Genomic DNA, 21099 nt, shown 5'->3' with positions numbered 1-21099 from the left:
TTTAAAAAATAGGAATAGAGGGCTTACTTAAGTATTGCTTTCTAGCGGAAATAATTTTCATACAAAATTTATCGAGCGGGGCCTGACAAAATCCGGGCGCATTTGATAGATCCCCTTTACTTCTTTGGCAAGTGCTAATGAAAGCAGCTACTTGGAGATGACAATTTTGTCATCTTGCTGTCATGTTCAAAGATTTTTGGGAGCAGGAGAGGGCGGTTATACTAAAATCAGCGAAAGAAACAAAGGAGTGGGTCGCACATGGCAAATACAATTTTAAACGTAAAGCAACTTCAAAAGGAATATACAGGAGAAATCACATATAAGGCATTAAAGGGGATCGACTTTCATTTAAAGGAAAATGAATTTGTTGCTGTAATGGGGCCATCTGGCAGTGGAAAAACAACATTTCTTAATTGTATTTCCACAATTGATCAGCCTACTAATGGCGTCATTACGATTAATTCTAAAAACCCATATGAGTTAAATGATGATGAACTGGCGAAATTCAGACGATCAGAACTTGGTTTTGTTTTTCAAGATTTTAACTTGGTTCATACATTAACAATTGAAGAGAATATTTTATTGCCGCTGACACTTGATTCCATAGATGAGAAAGAAATGAGAGAGCGTTTAACCACAGTTGTCGATTTTCTAGGGATCGGAGAGATTTTACAAAAGCGTACATTTGAAATTTCAGGTGGGCAGAAGCAACGCGTGGCGATTGCAAGAGCGGTTATTCATGAACCTAGTTTATTATTAGCGGACGAGCCAACTGGAAATCTGGATTCAAAAGCGGTCAATAGTGTAATGGGGCTGTTTGAATCTATTAACGAGTCTTTTAACACAGCCATATTAATGGTGACACATGATGCGTATGTTGCCAGTTTTGCGCAGCGAGTCATCTTTATAAAAGACGGAGTGCTTTTTAATGAGATACACCGAGGTGAAATCAAACAGCAATTTTACCAAGAAATTATGGATACTCTCACATTTTTAGGCGGTGGTCGACATGAGTTTTAATCATATTGTCGTTCAAAATATTTTACGAGATAAATCGACGTATATTTCTTACTTTTTAAGCAGTGTGTTCTCGATTCTCATCTTTTTCCTTTTTTCAACAACAGCCTTCCATCCGATGATGTCAGAAATTGATACCACAAGCACACTGGGAATAACAATGATGCTTGCCAGCTTCTTTATTTATATTTTCTCGTTTGTCTTTATCATTTATTCACTATTTGCTTTTTTAAAGAAGAAGACTAAAACACTTGGCGTATTTATGATGACAGGTGCTTCCCTAAAGCAAATTCGCAAAATGGTATTTAGAGAAAATATGCTTGTTGCCGGGGCAGCCATTATCACAGCGATTGCACTCGGACTGATCATCGCACCGTTATTTTTAATGGTGGCTAAAAAAATATTACGTGCGGATAGCTTTGGTATGTATGTACCCTTGCAAGCCATCATGTTAACGATTGTTTTATTTGTTATTTTATTTATTGTCGTATCCAAATGGATGACACGCTTTATTAAAAGAGAAGAAATCGTACAGCTCTTAAAATCAGATGTGATACAGGAAAAGCTCATTACATCAGCTCCATTGAAACTAGTGCTATCCACGATTGTCAGTGCCTTTTTATTCGTGTCAATCATCAAGGAAATGAGTTGGATAGCGCCTTTTCAAACACTTGGATATACGGCTCTATTTGTCAGCCTATTATTAACCCTTTATTTCGTAGTTACTCAAGGTGTGCTGTTGGCCATTCATCTATTGCAGAGAAAATCATCATATTTTCAAAAAACGAATATGCTGTTTGTGTCCAATTTAAAGGCAAAAGGACGTTCCCATGCGCATATTATGTACCTTTTAACGATTTTATTGCTTGGTGTTTTTGTATGTACAAGCGTTTTATACAGCTCCTACTATAATGTGAAGAAAAATGCTGAGGCCGCATATCCTTACAGCTTCCAATATGTTTCCCTTCCTAAAAACACACCGGAGGCCGAGAAGGAAGATATAGCGTTTATTGAAGGTACATTAGACAAAGAAGGAAAATATACTGCTGATTATTCAGCTTTCAAAGCTGATGATGAGCACTGGATTGGCTTTATGTCCGTTTCGAATTATAATGCACTTGGTTGGCATGAGCCGATTGGCCTTAAGGACAACGAGTATTATGTTGCAGCCGGTAATGAAGGTGTGCATCCAGATACTGAAGCCATTCATAAATACCCGTTTGGTGAGCTTCATTATGCCGGTCTGGAAGAAAAGAATATTTTATCGGCGGGTTTACGAAAGGCGTATTTTATTGTTCCAGATGAAGTATACGAAACAATTGATTATCCCGTTTATAAAGTGTTTGCCTATGAGGTAGATCAGTGGACGGACAAGGTAGAATTAGCTGAAACCATTTTATCACGGGTTCAAACGGAGCCTGATCTTTACTTAACAGCTTCTAAAATTGATTTATATGATGCGGAAAAATTTGTGAAGAGTATCATGTTTTTCATTGGATTTATGTTGAGTTTGATCTTTATGAGCGCAGCAATGAGTATTCTTTATTTCTATTTGCAAACGTCACTTGCAGGAGAAAAGGAAAAATATGTAGGAATTCGAAAAATCGGCCTTTCTATAAAAGAACTTTCTTCTATTGTAACGAAGGAGCTGGCGGCTTTAATTTTCGTCCCGTTTACCATCGCAGCTATTGTCTTATTTGTAGCGATGCTAGGTATGCATAGCTATATCTCATCAACCTTCTATCAAATGACAGCGATCGGAGTAGGAGTATTTTTACTTTTGTTTGTTATAAGTTTTTTCATCATCCGACGGAGCTATTTAAATAAATTAGTCAATTAATACGTACAACAACTGAAAGAGGGTTCTTAACATCCTCTTCCCATCCTGTTTTTTAGACTGTTGGATAGATAATGCAGACTTTCTTGATCATATCCATTGCTTCCATATTCAACTTGAACAATCATGTTCATTAAACAACTTTAATCTTGATTGCTATAAGAATATTAATTCTGCAAATGGTTTTCAGCAGCATCTGGCTTAAGCGGTTTAAGAAGAGGCCGATCGAATTAATATGGCGTATCGGCATATATGGAGAAATGCCCCAGCACTACAAAAAAAGCTGCTGAAAAGAAAAGAAAAGAAACTTATAAATACGAAGGAGGAGTAACATGAAAGTAATGAAAGCATTCGCCATATTGAGTTGTCTGGCAGCCTTTATGTTAGTTGGTTGCGGTAAAAAAGAGGTGATACTTGAAAACGATTATTATGTACAAATCGATGAAGAGCCAGAAGAAACTAATAATGAGGGGCAATATGTTTACAACGTAGAAGGAATCGATGAAAAAGGGAATAAAAAGGTTGTATATTTTTATGTTGAAGAACCATATGAAATAGGAACGGTCTTACGAGTGCCTAGAAGTGTCGAAGGGTATACCGGAGATCCTGAGGTGGTAGAAGCGGATGATTTGTCTGATGAGATCAAAGAGAAATTACATCTATAAAAACTAGATTCAAAGACGAATCCTAAGGGATTTAAAATGATGCTGTATCCAGCACAGAAAGGGAGAAATCCTTCTCTATGCTGGGTATAGGGGTTTGCAAATAAAGTGTGTAAGTACACTTTACTCAAGGTATTTTAAAACCCTATCTTTCAGCTCATCATGAAGGAGCAACTGATTCCTGACCATGGCCCAGTTGCTCCGCCATTTCCAGTTCTTTAATGTGTAAATACACATTTTTAACAGGGAATGTTCCTATTTTGGTCACTTTCCTAAAATTTATTTTACCAATTAAAACTAAACTACGGAGCAAGAGCCGCACGCTCTCCCACTTACACAGCCATTCCATTCATCCGTCTTTGTTCTTTCAAGTGGTTTAAAAAAGCGAGTATTTATGAGTAAAACCAAATCTGTCTGAAGAAGTTAAGTTTACATTCGCCATATAAAGGGCATTCCCCGATATCCTATTCTGATTCCTCGTGATGCTGTTTTACAAAGGTTTTACTCTCTTCAACCACCAGCTTGATATTATACTTTCGTATTCTCCTCATGAGCAATGACTGCGTAACACCCAAAAAGTTAGCCGCTTTTCTTGTCGAGTTTTCTTTTTCAATGGCATCGATAATCATTTTTTTCTCTATTTCTTCTAATATCTCTGGCATTGTTGTGTGATTTGAATTATACGTTGAGTTGGGAATACTGTGTTGCTCCATCATTTTTTGGGGCAGGTCTTTTTCTTCAATAAATTCATCTTCTGACAAAATCACTAGACGTTCTATTAAATTTTCTAACTCACGTACATTTCCCGGCCAGGAATAATGAATGAAATTTTTTAAAACACCATTTGAGAAGCGTTTGTTTGTATTATATTTCTCATTAAATATATTTAAGAAATCAATAGCCAAATTCTCAATATCGTCACGGCTTTCACGTAAAGTAGGCATATTCACCGTCAATATATTCATTCGATAAAACAAATCTGACCGGAACGTACCGTCTGCAACCATTTGTTCTAGATCCCTGTTAGTTGCTGCAATAATCCGTACATCCGCGTGTCTTGGCTCTCTTGCACCGATGGCCATATATGATTTTTTTTGAATAAAATGTAAAATCTTTGTTTGTAGATGTAATGGCAATTCTCCTATCTCATCCAAAAACAGGGTGCCAGTTTCAGCAGCTTTAATTAATCCTGATTTTCCTTTTGAAGTTGCCCCCGTAAATGCCCCTTTTTCATACCCGAATAATTCGGACTCCAAAAGAGAGTCAGGTAGGGAAGCGCAATTAATCTGTACAAAAGGCCCGTTTCTTCGCTTGCTTAACAAATGAATCTTTTCCGCCGCAAGGCTTTTACCTGTACCTGTCTCACCCACGATTAAGGCTGTTGTATCTACAGCGGCGATTTTTTCAATAATTTTTTTAGCTATTATGCGGCTATTGCTTTTTCCACCCAAATTGACATTTTCCAAACCATCTCTATTTGTTTGCATCTTTGCCAGCTTTCTTATTTGGACACTATACTCTTCCAATAATTCTTCAATTTCACGAAGTTTGGATGTGTTTCTTACTGCGTCTGTAATATCGCGTAAATGGGCAACAGCGGCAATTACTTGGCCTTCTTTGTTTTTTACTAAATGTCCAGTTGCAATGTATTTCCTCCCTTCACCCACTGTTTGTACAGTACTCACGTTTCTACCCTCTTCAAGAACCATACGCAATACGGATGGTTTGAATAGACCTTCTTTTTCCAAATCTCTTACGTTTCTACCAGTAATTTTATTTTTAGGAATCCCGCACATCGTTTCACTTGCGGAATTCAACCAAAGCGTTGTTCCTACATGATCTGAAATAAAGATTGCATCTTTAATAGATTCCAAAATATCAAGAAATAGTGCTGGGTATTGATGGCTTAGTTCGAACAATTTCTCCAAATCTTTTCCCTCCACTCTTATAACCGAGTCTATTTCGATTCGACGACACTCAAAAGATATATATTCGATAAAACTAGTGAGTTGATAACGAATCGGATGAGTTGTTTTTTTGAAATTTTACCTTTTTACTGCGAGATTTTCAATTAATATTTGAGAAATAAGCGTTAAACCCTCAGATTAGCTATTAAACATAAGTTTTTATTTGGCACACATCTTGCAATGTTAAACCATTGGGAGGTGACGTACGATGAAAAACGAAAAACTGGAGAATAGTTCCATCAATTCAAACATAAAAGAACAGTTATATCAGGTTGATAAAGGGTGGTTGCTATCTACCATAGAAAGTAGGGCTGATGATGGTACGATTCCAACTGAAGGCCGGGGTAGGTTGGAGCTAGGTGTGGGAGATCAGGTGAGGGACGGCCATTTGGGCGTTAGTAGCGATGATGTAAGGAAAAGGTGTGGACTACGTCTCCAAACTCCTCCTATTGTAATCGGTTCCTATTTTGATAGCAATGAAATGCGGGAAATATGACGGTTAGGAGAAGGGTGCGCAGAAATGGAGAATTCATTGAAATTATGCTCGAATCTAAAGCTGTAGCCCATTCGATTCCAACAAACATTAAATATTAAGGATAGGGATTATGTACGTTTTTTAGATGAATGAGAGAAAGCTAGATATAAAGGATCTGCTGATAATATGAGATGTACAGTTATCTCGAACTGGTTCAAAGCTTAAAAGCAGATTAAATGGTAAGGGGAAGTGAAGCGTTATGAAAACAGACTTAGAAAGTGTATTCAAACAGGTAGACGCATCATGGGAGGAGGAAGTCCAGTTTTTACAAAAAATTTGCCAATTTCCATCAACTCTTGGCAACGAAGCACCAGTCCAACACTTTATTGCTGACTTTTTGGAAAATGAAGTGGGATTGGCTGTATCAAAAGTAATTCCTGATCCAAAAAAGCTATCTACGCATCCTGGTTATTCAGAAAGCGATTGGTCGTATGATGAAAGGCCAGTTGTCATCGGTGAATATCGTTCTGAAGGCAAGGAAAAAGGCAAAAGTGTGATCTTTCAGGGACATATAGATGTTGTAAGCCCGGAACCTGTTTCATTTTGGAAGTATGATCCTTGGGGTGCTGAAATCGTTGGTAATAAAATGTATGGCCGTGGTACAGCCGATATGAAGTCAGGTGTAGCAGCTATGATCTTTGCACTAAAAGCAGTGCGCGATGCGGGAATCAAGTTGTCATCAGATGTCACGATTAAAACAGTAACGGAGGAAGAATGCACGGGGAATGGAGCGCTTGCAGCGATAGAAGAAGGAGTCAAAGCAGATGCAGCCTTAATTCCTGAACCACTTGGACAAAAAGGGCTCATCGCTCAGGTCGGTGTAATCTGGGTCAGAGTTAAAGTCAAGGGCTTGGGCGCACATACTGAAAGGGCTGACAAAGCTGTAAACTCAATCATTGAAGGCTATAAAATGATCAATGCCCTTTTGGACTTTGAAAAAGCATTGAACAGCCAAGAAAAACATAAGAACTTCACTGATCACTCCCATCCGTATAACATCAATATCGGAAAAATTCATTCAGGAGATTGGCCGTCAACCGTTCCGTCCGAATGTATTATTGAAGCTAGAGTCGGGTTTCCACCAGGGGTTAAACCGCAAGATCTTAAGAATGATCTCAAGGCATATTTACTAGCCGCTGCACAAAAGGATGAATGGTTAAGCGAAAATCCGCCGGAAGTTTCATTTTACGGCTTTCATGCGGAAGGGTTTTCAATTGATCCGAATCAGGAATTATTTGATATTTTAAACGATGCACATATGATTACCGAAGAGAAACCTCTGGAATTCTTTTCATTCACAGCAACAACAGATGCAAGGTTTTATAACCTGTACTACGGAATACCTGCCACTTGTTATGGTCCAACAGGAGGGGCACTTCATGCTCCAAATGAATGGGTTGACCTTGAGAGTGTCAAAAGGGTGACCAAAACATACGCAGCATTTCTACTTAAGTGGTGTGGCTATAGCGGCCAAATAATGGAGGGGGACATAGTGGAAAGATAGAGTGAAGTCCATGCCATAGATCGGCTAGGACTTATCTCAGTACTAAGAGAATTTAATCAAAGAGATGGTGAGAAAAAATGTCAAATATAATGAACCATGATAATTTAACTGAAGAACAGCGCAGCAAACAGGCGCGAAAAGCTGGGCTTGCCAGTGTTGTTGGAACGACCATTGAATGGTATGACTTCTTTATTTATGGAACGATGTCTGCTTTGGTTTTTCCAAAACTATTTTTTCCGGGGTCAGACCCATACATAGGGTTACTACAATCATTCACAGCATTATTTATAGGATTCCTTGCCCGTCCGCTTGGGGCTGCCTTTTTTGGTAACTTTGGAGATCGAATTGGGCGTAAAGCCACTTTAGTAACGACTCTTCTGTTAATGGGAATCAGCAGTACACTCATCGGATTATTACCCACATACGAAAATGCGGGTATTATTGTCACAATTCTGTTAGTGTTTTTCCGTTTTTGCCAAGGCTTCGGTGCCGGAGGCGAATGGGGAGGATCGGTTGTACTCTCTGTTGAATGGAGTGCCAAGAAAAGCAGGGGGTTAATGGGAAGCATGACGCAAATAGCTTCGCCTATTGCCTTACTCTTATCTTCAGGTGTTATTTCCCTTACTATCTATTTGACTGGAGATCATTTTTATACTTGGGGATGGAGGATTCCTTTTCTCATTAGTATCATACTTGTTATTATAGGTTTCATTATTCGTCGTGGGGTAGCGGATTCTCCCCAATTTACAAAAATGAAGAAAGAAAATCGTCTAGCAAAAAAACCAGTTGTAGAGGTATTGAAAAAATATCCTAAAACAATATTTTTTGTCGTCTTAGCCAGCTTAGCACAAGGGGTTCCTTTCTATGTTTTCACTACTTTTTCGATAAGCTATGGGACAGAAAAATTGCAAATGGATAAACAGTTTCTGACGAATACAATTTTGTTAGTAGCGATAGTCGAGATCATTGTAATTCTTTACGCGGCACATCTATCGGACAAGTTTAATAGACAAATCGTATTTTATGTTGGAAGCTTATTGACTATATTGGTTGCCTTCCCATTCTTCTGGCTTTTTGATACAAAAGCAACAGTACTGGTTGTTCTGGCAATGTGCTTTTCTATTGTCGGTGCCGGAACTGTGTATGGTCCTTTGGCTACATTAATTGCAGAGTGCTTCCCTGCCGAGCTTCGGTATAGCGGAACCTCGCTAGGATATCAAATTTCAGCTGCTGTTCAAGGGGTTTCTCCGTTACTATGTGTGTATTTATTAAATACCTTTAATAGTACTGTACCTATCAGCATTTATCTTGTTCTTGCTTGTCTTATTTCTATTTTTGCTGTTGTGATGTTAAGAAAATCAACTGAAAATATGGACATGGATATGGCTGGCTAATGAAGCAGCACTTGGTCATGGGTTAACTTCATTCAGCAAAAGTCTCCTACTTCTGTAAATAGTGAGATGAATGCGTCTTGGTCTTCCATTTAGTGGGGGTTCAAAACCCTGAATAAACTTAAAGCCTTCGGCAGATACCACAGATTTTCAGAGGGGATTGATTGAGCGGAGCTCGATAAAGTCTGGGCAAAAATACTCCAAGGCGAATTTGATTCGGGAGTTAAATGTAAATAACTTTTCCAAAACAAGGCCTTTCTGATACGATTTCAGAAAGGCCTTATTATATGTGAAAACTGTAAACGTATTTCTCAAAACGTTAATATTTGTAAAAATATTGATATATCAACGTTTACATCCTAGCTCATTGATGACGGGATAGCCGTTTTTGGTGAAAAATGGTTAGTGAACTCCTCTGACAGAGAGTGGTTTATTATATCCTTTTATCCTTGTATGAGAGAGGCATAGATATGACGCCAGATTAGGGAACGGTGAATATAAGAAATCTTAACTTATCTAATGCTCCGTTGCTTTTGTAAGTTTTAGTGTATTTTTTAAAAAATTGAGTTACGATGATGTTAGTCAGATTTAAATAGGGAGGTACGGAAGAAGGATGAGTGCGTTTCCTAAAGATGCAATGCGTATGTTAAAAGAGACGAGTCGTACATTTTACATTCCGATAACGTTTTTACAGAAAGAGTTAAAGTATTCGGTTGCAGTCGCTTATTTAGTATTTCGAGCAATTGATGAAATTGAGGATCATGAAGAATTGGACAGTGATGTAAAATATACGATCTTAATGCAAGTAAGCGAATTATTTAAACAACCATTTGATAACGAAGAATATTTAAGAATACTTGGACAGACAGAAGTTCGAATGCCCGAAGTGACACTTCGTTTAGAAGAGTGGCTGCAGGCTTGTCCAAATGATGCCCTGCCGATAGTTACGAACGCTGCTCGTGAAATGTCATATGGTATGGCAAAATGGGCAAAAGCGAATTGGAATATCCACACTCGCGAAGATCTGGATGACTATACATATTATGTTGCAGGACTGGTTGGAGTCATGCTTTCGGACCTTTGGGAGCACTATGGCGAAGAAAAAACAGATCGGGAACTTGCCATCGGTTATGGGCGGGGACTTCAGGTCGTAAACATTTTGCGGAACGAGAAGGAAGACTTGGTCGAACGTGGTGTTAGCTTTGTACCCGATGGGTGGACTCGTGCCGATCTATTCGAATATGCAGATGAAAACCTAGGAAAAGCAGATGAATATATGAAGTCCATCAAAAAGAAAAGCATTCTATTATTCTGCCGTCTACCGCTTGCTTTAGCTCACAAAACGTTAAAAGCGATGAAAGAGGGACGCGAAAAAATAACGCGTGCAGAAGTAGAACAAACGGTGGAAGAAGTTCAAATCGATTAGCTCCATGTTAGCTGGTGTAGAAAGGATACTTTTCTATTTGCAGCTTCTGACTTCAACATGGACTTGTGGCGAAATCTATAACTTCATTCAGCAGGGTACAAACCCCGGCTGAATAAAGTTAAAGCCTCCGGCGGATGCCACAGATTTTCTGAGGATTCTTATCGAACAGAACTCGATAAAATCTGGGCGCAAATACGCCAAGGTGCATTTGATAGAATCTTGATGGTAAAGGCAGGTGTTGGCGTTGGCCAACTCAATCGAGCAAAGAAAATCTGAACATATTCAAATTACGTTGAACGAAAAGGTTACTGGAGAGTCAATTTCTACAGGATTGGAGTCGCTTACGTTCATCCACAATGCGCTCCCTGAAATTGATTTTGACGAAATTTCTATTGAAACCAAATTTCTCGGTTTTGATTGCAAAACGCCGTTTCTCATCAGTTCCATGACGGGCGGGACGGCCCTCGCCGAGACGATTAATCGGAACCTGGCAACAGGGGCTGAAGAAAGGGGTTGGGCGCTTGCGCTCGGATCCACCCGTGCGCTGCTTGACAGCGAAGGACATTCCTCCTCTTTCCTGATGAGGAAATACGCACCGAGTGTCCCGATCATTGCAAACTTAGGCGCTGTTCAATTAAATTACGGATACGGTGTCGAGCAATGCAGGAAAATTATTGAGATAACCGAGGCGGATATGCTTGTACTTCATTTGAACAGCATCCAGGAAGTGATTCAGGAAAAGGGAGATACGAATTTTAAAGGATTATTAAAGAAGATTGAACAACTGTGCAGCACGCTGGAGGTTCCGGTCGGGGTTAAGGAAGTCGGATGGGGAATTGATGGTCAGATAGCCAAAAAGTTAAGTGAGGCCGGCGTTGCGTTTATCGATGTAGCCGGAGCTGGAGGCACTTCCTGGAGCCAGGTGGAAAAGTTCCGCGCTAAAGATCCGATCCGGCGGGTTGCCGCGCAAAGCTTCAGCGAATGGGGTATTCCGACAGCGGAATCGATCAGATTAGTCCAAGGGGAGATTGGGAGCTGTCCGCTGATTGCCAGCGGCGGGATGCAGACGGGGCTGGACGGGGCCAAGACCATTGCGTTGGGTGCTGACCTAGTTGGATTCGGACGGTCGATACTGCAAGAAGCAACCCAGAGCCCGGAAGATGTCCTTGAAGTAATGAAGATTCGGGAAATGGAACTTCGGATGGCGATGTTCGGAATCGGGGCGCAGACAATTTTAGAATTAAAGGGGACACCGCGTCTGAAGGAACGATGATAATGGTAAGAAGCTATTCATTGTTTTGTACAAATGAGGAAACAGGTGATGTGAATGTTTTGGAAAAAACGAAACAAAAAGAAACAGGAATTTGAGCCAGTAACAGATCTTTCTTCGAATATCTATACGGTATCTGAAGAAGACTTATCGCTGGGCTTTGAAGAGGTTTATGTTCCTTTTCTCACTGTTTCGTTGGATGGTGAAGATGTATTGGTCTTTGCCCGATTTATTGATGGGACAACGATGATTTCACTTGAGGAGGCGGGCGATGAAGTAATTCAATATGTCGAACGGAGATATAAACAACACCGATTAGCTTATCGCCGTCTATCATGCGAGAGTATATCATCGGAAGAAAAGGAAACGCTAGACCGCATCGAACAGCAGCTGAGTCAATGGATTCCGAAGCAGGATTAAGTAATAGAAGAATTAGATGCAGAAGAAACAGGGAACGGTGGCAGAATGTAGAGATAACAGATCATATATATCAGTTTATATTCGAATCCGTTTCAGTTTTTCCCTTTCTTGGTTCTGGTAAATTCTTAGCTTGGAGATATAACGTTATCATATGTGACATGCGTCATTCAAAGGAACAGCGTTTCAGGTTGAGCGTTACTCTTTCGTTCAAGCTGACAGGCAGTAGTGTTTTGGAGAATTAGAATTTGCCGCTATGATATCTCAGTTACTTGTATATGATGTTCATCTGAAAAGGGTATATCAAATTGGTTGGGAATAAATGTGAAATAAACCACATAATCTAGTGGTTTTTTAAGCATGTTTAACATAAATTTGTAAATTGATTTTTATTGACGGGCATTCTTCATAACACTACAATGAGTAATGTGGGGAGGGGCAATCTTGAAAATCTGGAAGTTTAAAATAAACGAAAGTGGATTGAACCGTTTTTTTGGACCTCTCGAGGCAAAAATTATGGACATCTTATGGTGTCATGATGAAATGACTATTAAAGATGTTCAGCAAGCTCTTGAACGGGAAAAACCGATGAATTTCAACACAGTGATGACTGTTATGAATCGATTAGTTGAAAAGGGCGTTCTTCAAAAGAGGACAGAAGGTAGATCATATGTTTATAGGCCTGTTCAATCAAGACTGGAGTTTTTAAATACTCAGTCAAAGGAAATGACGAACGAGCTTATGGATGAATTTGGAAATGTCGTTGTGAGTCATATGCTGGATGCACTTGAAGAAGCTGACGATGATCTTGTTGCTAAGCTTGAGCACAAAATTATAGAATTGAAAAAGGGTATGTAACATATGTCTAAACGTCAATCCTCTCTTATGCTTGTCGTATCCTTTGCCATTTCAGGTATAATTTTATTTCAAATGGGGTTATATGTAATCTCAATGCTGGCAGGCTGGAATGTGAAGTTTAACCTCGTTGCCGTATGCCACAGTTGGTTAAAAGCGTTTGGACTGTCATTTCTTGAATACGCACTTGATGGACTGGTCATTTATACGCTCCTATTTTCATTATGGAAAATAGGTTCGCAATTGATTCAAACGACCAGAATGAAAAAAAGATTTCAGGAATACAAAGATGAAAAACTCACGAGCGAGATGAGTCGTGTATTCGGAATTGGACAAGAAGAGCTGTTGGTTCTCTCACATCCCAATCCTATGGCGTTTACGATGGGATTTGTAAGCCCTAAAATCATCGTCACCACTGGTTTAATCAATCTTTTAAATCACGATGAGTTGCGAGCAGTGATTTCTCATGAGATGTATCATAAAGAACATCGTGATCCTTTAAAAATCTTTTTACTTTCACTTAGTTCATCAATTATGTGGTACATTCCCATTCAGAAGTGGTTTCATCATAAATACAGCGTCATTCAGGAAATACTCGCAGATGATTTTGCTATTAAACAGCAAGAGACATATGTAAACCTGGGCAACGCTCTGTTGAAAATGTTAAAAATAGGCAAGCAGGAAAAGATGCCTTTTACTTATGTTTCATTCGCAAATACATCGTTAAATCATCGAATTGAATATATCCTGAATCCATTAAAGGAAGTGCAGTTGCAGCTTCCGTTCAAAATAACATTAATTTCGTTGTTCATTTTCAGTCTCATTTGCGGACTTTTTATTTACGCACTTGCGTAAATTTTTTTACCCAATACACTACGTGTCGTAGTTTGAAATTAGGAGTGTGGACATGTCAAAGAAAATATTTTGGTTTATTGGTATATTGGCGATTTGTATTATAGGGATTATTGTATTAAAAGATGTTCAAAAAGAAGAGACGGCCGGCAACATTGATTATGAGGGTCAGCCGTTTGTAGGGGAAGAGACAGCACCAGTTGATATTGTTGAATTTGGAGACTATAAATGTCCGCATTGTAAAGAGTTCAATGATAGTATTTTACCAATGATTGATGAACAATTAGTTGAAACGGGGAAAGCAAAGTTCTACTTTATCAACTATTCATTTATTAGTGCTGATTCAACAACATCTGCTCAATTTGCTGAAACAGTTTTTCAAGAGCTAGGTAATGAAAAGTTTTGGGATTTTCATCATTTATTGTTCGAGAAACAAACGAATGAATCCGGAGAGTTGAATACTTTATCGGATGAATTTTTAGAAGACGTATTAACGGAGGTTGCAAGTCCAGAGGAAGCAGAAAAAGTCATGAATGCTTATAATAAAGGAAAAGGACAAGCAGCCTTAAAGAAAGATTTGGGCATCGCCAATAGCTTAGGCATTACATCTACTCCTACCATCTATATCAATGGCGAGAGATTTGATGGCAAGAGCATGGAGGATTTATTCACAATGGTGGAAGAGGCGGCTGCAGGTGGTAAATAAAAATCTTTTACTCGCATGGATAACATCTATCATAGCGATGGGCGGAAGTTTATTTTTTAGCGAGCAGATGGGTTTTATACCTTGTACACTTTGCTGGTATCAACGGATTTTAATGTACCCGCTTGTTATTTTTCTGGGTATAGCCTTCTACCGTAATGATAAGAAAATTTACCTGTATGTGTTACCGATATCGGTCATCGGTATGATCGTTTCCAGCTATCATTACGCATTGCAAAAAATTCCTTCATTAAATGAATTTGCTACATGTACAAGCGGTATTCCGTGCTCTGGTCAGTATATAAACTGGATCGGTTTTATTACGATTCCTTTCTTGGCTTTTACTGCTTTTACAATCATTACAATCACAATGCTCATGATGATGAAGAAAAAATAATATAGATAACTTTTTATCATTTCGGTAACGTACTGATTGCACATAGTTAAGATATTGATGAAAAAAATCCACTGTTGACACAAAAAACGCGGTCAACAGTGGATTTTTTTAGTAGATAAAAGAGTCTTCTATCATCGAAAGATATTGTCTATTATTAATTAGCTGATTGTTTTACTGTTTTTGTTTGTACCAATCTGGCACAATACACCGAAATTGATGATGATCTCGGATTACATCAAGAGAATATTCTAGGAGAAGCTCATATTGTTTTTTGCCCTTTTTCATACCCCACACAAGAGCTGAAACAATATGGATAGCACTGTATAATGTATACAACTCCCAAAACGAATGATCCAATTTTTGATTTTCATGATAACCATCAATAATACCTCTTGTAAAATCAATACTAACACGCTTTGAAAAGAAACCTAGCTTTTGTAAATCGTGGATCGGATCACCCCAGTCCATTCTTTGAAAGTCAATAATGCCAGAAAAGCTTCTATTATTTATTAAAAGATTAGACGGATGAAAGTCATCATGTTGAAACTTGTTTGGTCGATCTTTCATTAAATTTTCATGGTGTTTTATGTAAGATTCAAGCAATTCCTTTAGCTTTTCATCAAGATTTATTGCCTTTAATTCCGTCAAATATTTATCACTTTTGTTCTTCTTCAATGAAAACCATGATGGATGATCTAAGGGTGCTGATAATTTATGTAATTTCTTCAGCTCTTTTCCTGCTAAAAAACCTGCTGAGTACTGTTCTTTCTCGGTTAAATTCTTCAGGGCAACTTCTGCATCGATTCCAGGAAGGTACGTGAGGAGCATATAAGCCCTATCGCTCTTTTCTAAAGAACCAAAATCTAAACCTTTAGGTATAAGATTAGAATATTTCCCCAACTTGTTGATAGTTTCAAATTCTTCTTTTCTTTTATTTAATTCGTCATGAGGAAAAACTCTTAAAAGATAGTGGTCATTAATTACATACTTCTCATCATCGGAGAAGCCTTTGTTTAGCTTAATTATAGAATTAACCTTGTCGAAATACGAGATCTCATCCTTTAAGTAATGACTCATTTAATCACTCCCTTATTTCCAAAATACATCTCTAAAAGAAGCCGGCTTGCAAGTCCGACTTTAATTAAACTCAAATGAAAATTTCAGCTAGTGCTGAGAGTTTTTTTAAGGCCCGGGCTCATTAAAGCTTGTTGTTGATGGGAGTTCTTTCAGTTGTTTAAGATCAACTTGGAACTTTGAGCCCCCTTGAAAGACTTTTTACGATTAATGTCTCTAAGGGGGATGAAAAGCTCCTATATTATTTCTTTATTTAACTTGCAGTAAGCGAGGGGCTGTTGTGACAAGCAATGCGATTACAATGAAGCAAGCGAGTGAAGAGGCAAGCCAGGAAGTCCCGTTTGCTATGAGCGAGTACAGAAAAGCAGATTGCCCCGGAGGTGCATATTGACCCCAGAAAATAATTCCGGCAATGAAGTGCCAAATATATCTTGCAAAACCGCCTATAAATATAGCGGAAAATAATAACAAGATCAGTGTGATTTTTCTTTCAGATTGCAAGGTATTTTTGACAGCAGGCGCAAGCAATCCAGCCCCGCCAATAAAACTGAATGCAATAAAATACTCAATCAGTCCTTGGAGAGGGGTTAATATTTGTCCCGCAGCCTCCCCTGTCACAATTTGCAGTAATCCCCACAAAAAACCAGAAGCAAACCCAGCCTTTATTCCCCAGCGAAGTGAAACGATAAAAATAGGTACCATGGCAACTGAAAACTTGATTGCCGGAGTAACTTGGATCGATGGGATCATATCCAGCATCATTGCAAATGCCGCAAAAATTGCCACCTCAATCAACGCACGTAATGACATCTTTCCTCTTACCATAAAAAAACCCCCTATGATGTGTTAACCGATCGTAACCATAGGGGAACAAGGCAATGAAAATATCATTGCCGTCAATATACCATCCCTGCGCTAGCATTATCTAACAGGTTCAAAGGGTCCGGAACGAGTCCACTCTCAGCAAAAAGCTCCCCTTGGTACGCCGATTTAATTTCTAATCTATATTGTAGTGGATTTTGAAAGAATTGCAAACTTTGATTTGTAGGTTATACTGCTTTGGATTGCCCGCATTTGAAGCCATCGCTTTTTGTTATAATAGATGAACATAGAATCTTTGTGCATTCATGGAGGTGGGTAACTATGAGTTTTACCCGGATTTTTACAAACGGTAAAATTTTCACAGCAGATAGGCAAAATAGGGAAGCGGATGCCATGATTATCTGTAAGGGAAAAGTCTCCTGGATTGGAAAAGAGGAGGATATGCCTTCTGTAATGGGGGAAAAAGTTAATTTGCAAGGACGTCGAGTACTCCCGGCATTTATTGATGCTCACTTGCATCCTTTAATGCTTGCTGAAACATCAAGGCAGCTTGCCTGCACGTCACCAGGTGTGACTTCAATTGTGGGCATGGTTCAAGCGTTGAAGAAGCTAAGTGAGGCACAGAGCCCTGATTCTTGGATAGAAGGATGGGGGTATGATGAGGGAAAACTAGAAGAGGGAAGGACACCGAACAGGCATGATTTGGATCAGGCTACCCGAAATATTCCAATTGTCTTAACCCGAACATGTACTCACATCCTTTCAGTGAACAGCAGGGCATTAGAAATTGCGAGGATAACCAAGGATACTCCAGATCCACCAGGTGGAAAAATTGACCGGGATGAGTATGGGGAACCGACCGGAGTGCTTCGTGAGAGTGCAGGAGATCTTGTGAAAAATAAGATGCCAGTGAAAAGTCTTGAAGAAAAAGCGGGAGCTTTGGCGGAATACAGCGACACATTTCTTGCGAAGGGAATAACGGGTATTACTGAGATGATGGCGGATCATAGGCCCATCGATCATTTTGAAATATATAAAGCTGCTGCTAAAAAAGGGATGAAGCAAAGAGCGGCTCTTTACTACAATTGGGACGAGTTTCAACAGCTTGATTTTAATGATCAGGCTCTTTTTGACAGGGAACAGGCTGTTTACATTGCTGGTATAAAACTATTTGCGGACGGGAGCATCTCTGGGCAGACGGCTTGGGTTCATCCGGCGTTTATCGGGGACGACGAAAACGCTGGCATTTCCACAACCAGCAGAGAGGAACTGCTCAAAGCAGGAGAAGCGGCGAAAAAATATGGTATCCAACTAGCTGTTCATGCGATGGGTGAACAGGCCATTGATCAGGTCGTAGATACTTTTTTCAAGAGGGCGGACTGGCTGGAGGGAGCGCCTTCGGTTCGGATTGAACATGCCTCACTACCGACGGTAAGGGCATTACAGCGTGCGGCCGAATCTGGAATTGCCTTTGTAACTCAGCCTATCTTTTTATTTGCTGAAATCGAAAGCTACCTCAATAATTTAGGGGAAGAGCGCTCCGGGAATGCCTATCCGGTTAAAACCATTTTGGAAAAGGGGATTCAATTGGCATTTTCATCAGATGCACCAGCGACAGCATGGGATGATCCAGTAAATCCATTTGTTGGACTGGGAGCATCCGTGAACAGGAAGGCATATAATGGGTGGGATATCGGGCAGGAACAGGCCATTTCGATTGAAACAGCGATTGAACTATATACGAAAGCTTCACAGGAAGTTGCCCGAATCCCATTCGTTGGCCGGCTTGTTCCAGGGTTTCATGCCGACTTCATCGTCCTAGAAAAAGATATTTTGCAGGTGGACAAAGCAGAAATTAGCGGCATGGCCGTAAAAGAAACGTATTTGGGTGGAGAAAAAGTCTATCAGAAAAAAGTTTGATAGAAGAAAACTTCTTTTGATCAGTAATGCTGAAAAGGCTGTTAGGGAAGCCACGGCATTTCTTCTACCTTTGAAATGGCCGCATTATAGCGTCCACTTTTACTAAAATCAGTAAAGAACGGGTACTAAGCCCGATCTCAACGTCTGCTTACTTTTTTATTTGAAATTATGCAATCTTGATCTGTATTGGAGACCAAAATAAAAAAGCTTGCAGAGAAAGTCACTTCTTTCTCTGCAAGCAATAGGGAATCCTATTATTGATGATTCTCCATCTCAAATACTTGCTGTACATCTTTGTCTCCACGGCCGGACAAGTTGACGATGATGATGTCATCTTTGTTCAGTGTTGGAGCTAATTTTAATGTGTATGCTATGGCATGCGCGCTTTCAAGTGCTGGAATGATTCCTTCTTTTTTCGAGAGTATTTTGAATGCCTCCAGGACTTCTTCGTTTGTAACTGTGTGGTATTCTGCCCGCCCAGATTCCTTCAAATGACTGTGTTCAGGACCAATACCAGGGTAGTCTAGACCGGCTGCAATCGAATAAGTTGGTTTCGGATTGCCTTCATCGTCGATGAGAGCTAGACATTTAAATCCGTGAAGCTCGGCAGGAATGCCTTCTGTTAAAGATGGCGCTTGGTCTGGTTCAACACCGATCAAACGCACATCAGTTTCATCGATATAATGGGCGAAGGCTCCAATCGCATTGCTCCCGCCGCCGGTGCAGGCGACAACTGCAGTAGGCAATTTACCTTCTTTTTCAACAATCTGTTTCTTGGACTCTTCACTAATCACTGATTGAAAGTGTTTTACAATCGTTGGGTAAGGGTGAGGGCCGACCGCAGAACCAAGCAAATAAAAAGTATCTTTGTAGTTTTGTACAAGGTCACCTAATGCTTCGTCCACGGCATCCTTCAAACGCCCTTGTCCTTTGTCAACTGCAACAACTTTGGCACCCAGTAATTCCATGCGGAATACGTTCAGAGCCTGCCTTTTTGTATCTTCAGCTCCCATATAGATGACGCAATCCATATCAAACATTGCACAAGCGGTTGCTGTAGCAACACCATGCTGACCCGCTCCAGTTTCAGCAATAATACGTTTCAAGCCCATGCGTTTGGCAAGTAAAATTTGACCGAGAGCATTATTGATTTTATGGGCGCCTGTATGGTTCAAATCTTCCCGTTTCAAATAAATCTTTGCACCGCCGAGCTCCTTCGTTAATCTCTCAGCAAAAGTCAACGGGTTTTCCCTGCCTATATATTCTTTTAAATAATAATTGTATTCCCGGATGAATTCCTCATCATCTTTATACTTTTCAAATTGTGCATCTAAGTGATCCATTACTTCCTGCAAGTCTGGAGGTACAAAACTGCCTCCGAACTGGCCAAAATAACCTTTTTCTTGAACTATGCTCATCTCTACTCCACTCTCCCTTACTTTATGAATCTATGACAAGTTTAACAGGCAGTCAGGTGCTTATTCAAGATAAACCTAATCAACAAATTCTGACAGGGTGGTTTGCAGTTCTTGGTTCTTATTAAGTTGCCCATTTGCAAAATTTAAGCCTTGGGACCGACATGAGTAGGAATAGAAATAGGGGTGAAGAATCGTGCGAAAGATTGCTATTCATGACTGCTTTTGATGGTAGTGTCAATCTTGGCTGGATGAGGCCGCGACTACCAAAATCAATAAAGAAAAACCCCCTGTCAATCGCAATTTGGAAGGGGGCGTTCCAGTTAAGGCTGGTTATTTCGATTCAGGTTCCAGCATATTGAGTTAAGATCCAATCTTAGATATCTTCCGATATTCAACGGGGTTCAGGCCTTCTTGAAGGTAAACATCGGGGCAAATGTTTCTTCAAGAGCAGAAAAGATTTTTTCCGCCCTCGTCGAAGACTTTAAAGTAAAACAGCCAAAAACGAAAGTAAAATCTTTTCACTATGAAATAAGGCATTCTGAGGATGTATGGTCGTTTCGTTATTTGTTGCAAAAGTCGTGGATCAGCAAAATTTATAAACTACAGGTTTCTTACTCTTTTCCAATCAATATGGACGATGAAGAGATTATGTGGGATCATTATAAAAAACAATGGAAATCCAAGAATAAAGAAATTACGTCACTGAACTCGACTTTAAATGATTATACAGAATTAAAATCCCTTATTCGAACAGTTGATTTTGAACAGGTCAATATTGTGATAAGTGACCAACGATTAACAGTTAATCTGATCCCATTTCCAGGTTGCTTTATCTGGACAATGATTCCTCCCATGCATTACTTTGTAAAGTTAAAAGGCGAAGAATATGCAGCCATGGAGAAAATTCTAGCTATTGTTAAAGCATCTTGCAAGGCCCTAGAAGGTCAGAATGGTAGTACCTGGCAATCACTCCCGTCAGAGGAAGTCGTTCTGCCGACTACCTGAACTGTGAGGTTGCCTGGTGTATCCTTT

20 protein-coding genes and 1 riboswitch are annotated in these 21099 nt (G+C 39.6%); of the genes, 16 read left to right on the top strand and 4 right to left on the bottom strand.

Translation table 11 applies throughout. The features are described from left to right. Positions 1-258 precede the first annotated feature (258 nt). The 4 genes from H9631_RS11925 to H9631_RS11910 all read left to right on the top strand — a co-directional run bounded on the left by H9631_RS11925 (position 259) and on the right by H9631_RS11910 (position 3519). Complete coding sequence (locus tag H9631_RS11925; RefSeq protein WP_191813042.1) at positions 259-1020, top strand: ABC transporter ATP-binding protein; 762 nt, start codon at positions 259-261, stop codon at positions 1018-1020. Beyond that, positions 1010-2857 (top strand): FtsX-like permease family protein, encoded by a 1848-nt coding sequence (locus tag H9631_RS11920; protein ID WP_191813040.1) that lies wholly within the window; start codon positions 1010-1012, stop codon positions 2855-2857. The genes H9631_RS11925 and H9631_RS11920 overlap by 11 nt, the downstream gene beginning before the upstream one ends. Before the next feature lie 146 nt (positions 2858-3003). After that, entirely contained in the window at positions 3004-3144 is a 141-nt protein-coding gene (locus H9631_RS22865) for a DUF418 domain-containing protein (protein WP_191813038.1), read from the top strand. Between the two features lie 42 nt (positions 3145-3186). Next, on the top strand, positions 3187-3519 hold the full coding sequence (locus H9631_RS11910; protein WP_191813037.1) for a DUF1093 domain-containing protein: 333 nt from the start codon (positions 3187-3189) through the stop codon (positions 3517-3519). Between the two features lie 461 nt (positions 3520-3980). Here H9631_RS11910 and H9631_RS11905 read toward each other — a convergent pair whose 3' ends face one another. Next, on the bottom strand, positions 3981-5444 hold the full coding sequence (locus tag H9631_RS11905; RefSeq protein ID WP_191813035.1) for a sigma-54 interaction domain-containing protein: 1464 nt from the start codon (positions 5442-5444) through the stop codon (positions 3981-3983). Positions 5445-5691: 247 nt separating this feature from the next. On the opposite strand from H9631_RS11905, the gene H9631_RS11900 reads away from it, so the two are divergent. From H9631_RS11900 to H9631_RS11855, 10 genes are all read left to right on the top strand, one after another. Then, a complete protein-coding gene (locus H9631_RS11900) occupies positions 5692-5979 on the top strand; it encodes a hypothetical protein (RefSeq protein ID WP_191813033.1) in 288 nt (95 codons plus the stop codon). Between the two features lie 238 nt (positions 5980-6217). Further along, a complete protein-coding gene (locus H9631_RS11895; RefSeq protein ID WP_191813030.1) occupies positions 6218-7522 on the top strand; it encodes an ArgE/DapE family deacylase in 1305 nt (434 codons plus the stop codon). Between the two features lie 77 nt (positions 7523-7599). After that, entirely contained in the window at positions 7600-8916 is a 1317-nt protein-coding gene (locus tag H9631_RS11890; RefSeq protein ID WP_191813029.1) for an MFS transporter, read from the top strand. A 610-nt stretch (positions 8917-9526) separates the two neighbouring features. Further along, positions 9527-10339, top strand: coding sequence for a squalene/phytoene synthase family protein (locus tag H9631_RS11885; protein WP_191813028.1), 813 nt, complete (start codon positions 9527-9529; stop codon positions 10337-10339). A gap of 244 nt (positions 10340-10583) precedes the next feature. Next, positions 10584-11612, top strand: a complete 1029-nt coding sequence (gene fni, locus H9631_RS11880) for a type 2 isopentenyl-diphosphate Delta-isomerase (protein WP_191813027.1) — start codon at positions 10584-10586, stop codon at positions 11610-11612. A gap of 54 nt (positions 11613-11666) precedes the next feature. Further along, positions 11667-12029 carry a hypothetical protein gene (locus H9631_RS11875; protein WP_191813026.1) on the top strand — a complete coding sequence of 121 codons (363 nt, stop codon included), beginning with the start codon at positions 11667-11669 and terminating at the stop codon, positions 12027-12029. A 441-nt stretch (positions 12030-12470) separates the two neighbouring features. After that, positions 12471-12884 carry a BlaI/MecI/CopY family transcriptional regulator gene (locus H9631_RS11870; RefSeq protein ID WP_191813025.1) on the top strand — a complete coding sequence of 138 codons (414 nt, stop codon included), beginning with the start codon at positions 12471-12473 and terminating at the stop codon, positions 12882-12884. A 3-nt stretch (positions 12885-12887) separates the two neighbouring features. Next, entirely contained in the window at positions 12888-13736 is an 849-nt protein-coding gene (locus H9631_RS11865; protein ID WP_191813024.1) for a M56 family metallopeptidase, read from the top strand. 52 nt (positions 13737-13788) lie between these two features. Then, on the top strand, positions 13789-14439 hold the full coding sequence (locus tag H9631_RS11860; protein ID WP_191813023.1) for a DsbA family protein: 651 nt from the start codon (positions 13789-13791) through the stop codon (positions 14437-14439). After that, a complete protein-coding gene (locus H9631_RS11855; protein WP_318246803.1) occupies positions 14429-14833 on the top strand; it encodes a disulfide oxidoreductase in 405 nt (134 codons plus the stop codon). The genes H9631_RS11860 and H9631_RS11855 overlap by 11 nt, the downstream gene beginning before the upstream one ends. A gap of 171 nt (positions 14834-15004) precedes the next feature. Here H9631_RS11855 and H9631_RS11850 read toward each other — a convergent pair whose 3' ends face one another. Both H9631_RS11850 and thiT read right to left on the bottom strand, forming a co-directional pair. Next, positions 15005-15910: an aminoglycoside phosphotransferase family protein gene (locus tag H9631_RS11850; RefSeq protein ID WP_191813021.1), complete on the bottom strand. Its 906-nt coding sequence runs from the start codon at positions 15908-15910 to the stop codon at positions 15005-15007. Between the two features lie 246 nt (positions 15911-16156). Continuing rightward, positions 16157-16732: an energy-coupled thiamine transporter ThiT gene (gene thiT / locus H9631_RS11845; protein ID WP_191813019.1), complete on the bottom strand. Its 576-nt coding sequence runs from the start codon at positions 16730-16732 to the stop codon at positions 16157-16159. A 65-nt stretch (positions 16733-16797) separates the two neighbouring features. After that, a riboswitch (TPP riboswitch) is annotated at positions 16798-16895 on the bottom strand. 155 nt (positions 16896-17050) lie between these two features. Here thiT and H9631_RS11840 point away from each other — a divergent pair. Continuing rightward, positions 17051-18649 (top strand): amidohydrolase, encoded by a 1599-nt coding sequence (locus H9631_RS11840; protein WP_191813017.1) that lies wholly within the window; start codon positions 17051-17053, stop codon positions 18647-18649. Positions 18650-18903: 254 nt separating this feature from the next. Here H9631_RS11840 and trpB read toward each other — a convergent pair whose 3' ends face one another. Next, the gene (gene trpB, locus H9631_RS11835; RefSeq protein WP_191813015.1) at positions 18904-20067 is read right to left on the bottom strand and encodes a tryptophan synthase subunit beta; all 1164 of its coding nucleotides are present in this window, start codon (positions 20065-20067) and stop codon (positions 18904-18906) included. A gap of 411 nt (positions 20068-20478) precedes the next feature. Here trpB and H9631_RS11830 point away from each other — a divergent pair, with 411 nt between their 5' ends. Beyond that, the gene (locus H9631_RS11830) at positions 20479-21072 is read left to right on the top strand and encodes a DUF3156 family protein (protein WP_191813012.1); all 594 of its coding nucleotides are present in this window, start codon (positions 20479-20481) and stop codon (positions 21070-21072) included. Positions 21073-21099 lie beyond the last annotated feature (27 nt).

Source organism: Bacillus norwichensis (assembly GCF_014836955.1).
GTDB classification, from domain to species: Bacteria; Bacillota; Bacilli; order Bacillales; family Bacillaceae_C; genus Siminovitchia; species Siminovitchia norwichensis.
Note: the sequence above shows the minus strand (reverse complement) of the source record. Positions and strands in the feature narration are given on the sequence as shown.

Excerpts from the sequence above, each read along its gene's own strand:
- H9631_RS11920 (WP_191813040.1), top strand. The coding sequence starts at position 1,010 with ATGAGTTTTAATCATATTGTCGTTCAAAATATTTTACGAGATAAATCG.
- H9631_RS11895 (WP_191813030.1), top strand. The coding sequence starts at position 6,218 with ATGAAAACAGACTTAGAAAGTGTATTCAAACAGGTAGACGCATCATGG.
- H9631_RS11850 (WP_191813021.1), bottom strand. The coding sequence starts at position 15,910 with ATGAGTCATTACTTAAAGGATGAGATCTCGTATTTCGACAAGGTTAAT.
- H9631_RS11910 (WP_191813037.1), top strand. The coding sequence starts at position 3,187 with ATGAAAGTAATGAAAGCATTCGCCATATTGAGTTGTCTGGCAGCCTTT.
- H9631_RS11865 (WP_191813024.1), top strand. The coding sequence starts at position 12,888 with ATGTCTAAACGTCAATCCTCTCTTATGCTTGTCGTATCCTTTGCCATT.
- H9631_RS11875 (WP_191813026.1), top strand. The coding sequence starts at position 11,667 with ATGTTTTGGAAAAAACGAAACAAAAAGAAACAGGAATTTGAGCCAGTA.
- H9631_RS11900 (WP_191813033.1), top strand. The coding sequence starts at position 5,692 with ATGAAAAACGAAAAACTGGAGAATAGTTCCATCAATTCAAACATAAAA.
- H9631_RS11840 (WP_191813017.1), top strand. The coding sequence starts at position 17,051 with ATGAGTTTTACCCGGATTTTTACAAACGGTAAAATTTTCACAGCAGAT.
- H9631_RS11925 (WP_191813042.1), top strand. The coding sequence starts at position 259 with ATGGCAAATACAATTTTAAACGTAAAGCAACTTCAAAAGGAATATACA.
- thiT (WP_191813019.1), bottom strand. The coding sequence starts at position 16,732 with ATGGTAAGAGGAAAGATGTCATTACGTGCGTTGATTGAGGTGGCAATT.
- H9631_RS11860 (WP_191813023.1), top strand. The coding sequence starts at position 13,789 with ATGTCAAAGAAAATATTTTGGTTTATTGGTATATTGGCGATTTGTATT.
- H9631_RS11885 (WP_191813028.1), top strand. The coding sequence starts at position 9,527 with ATGAGTGCGTTTCCTAAAGATGCAATGCGTATGTTAAAAGAGACGAGT.
- trpB (WP_191813015.1), bottom strand. The coding sequence starts at position 20,067 with ATGAGCATAGTTCAAGAAAAAGGTTATTTTGGCCAGTTCGGAGGCAGT.
- H9631_RS11890 (WP_191813029.1), top strand. The coding sequence starts at position 7,600 with ATGTCAAATATAATGAACCATGATAATTTAACTGAAGAACAGCGCAGC.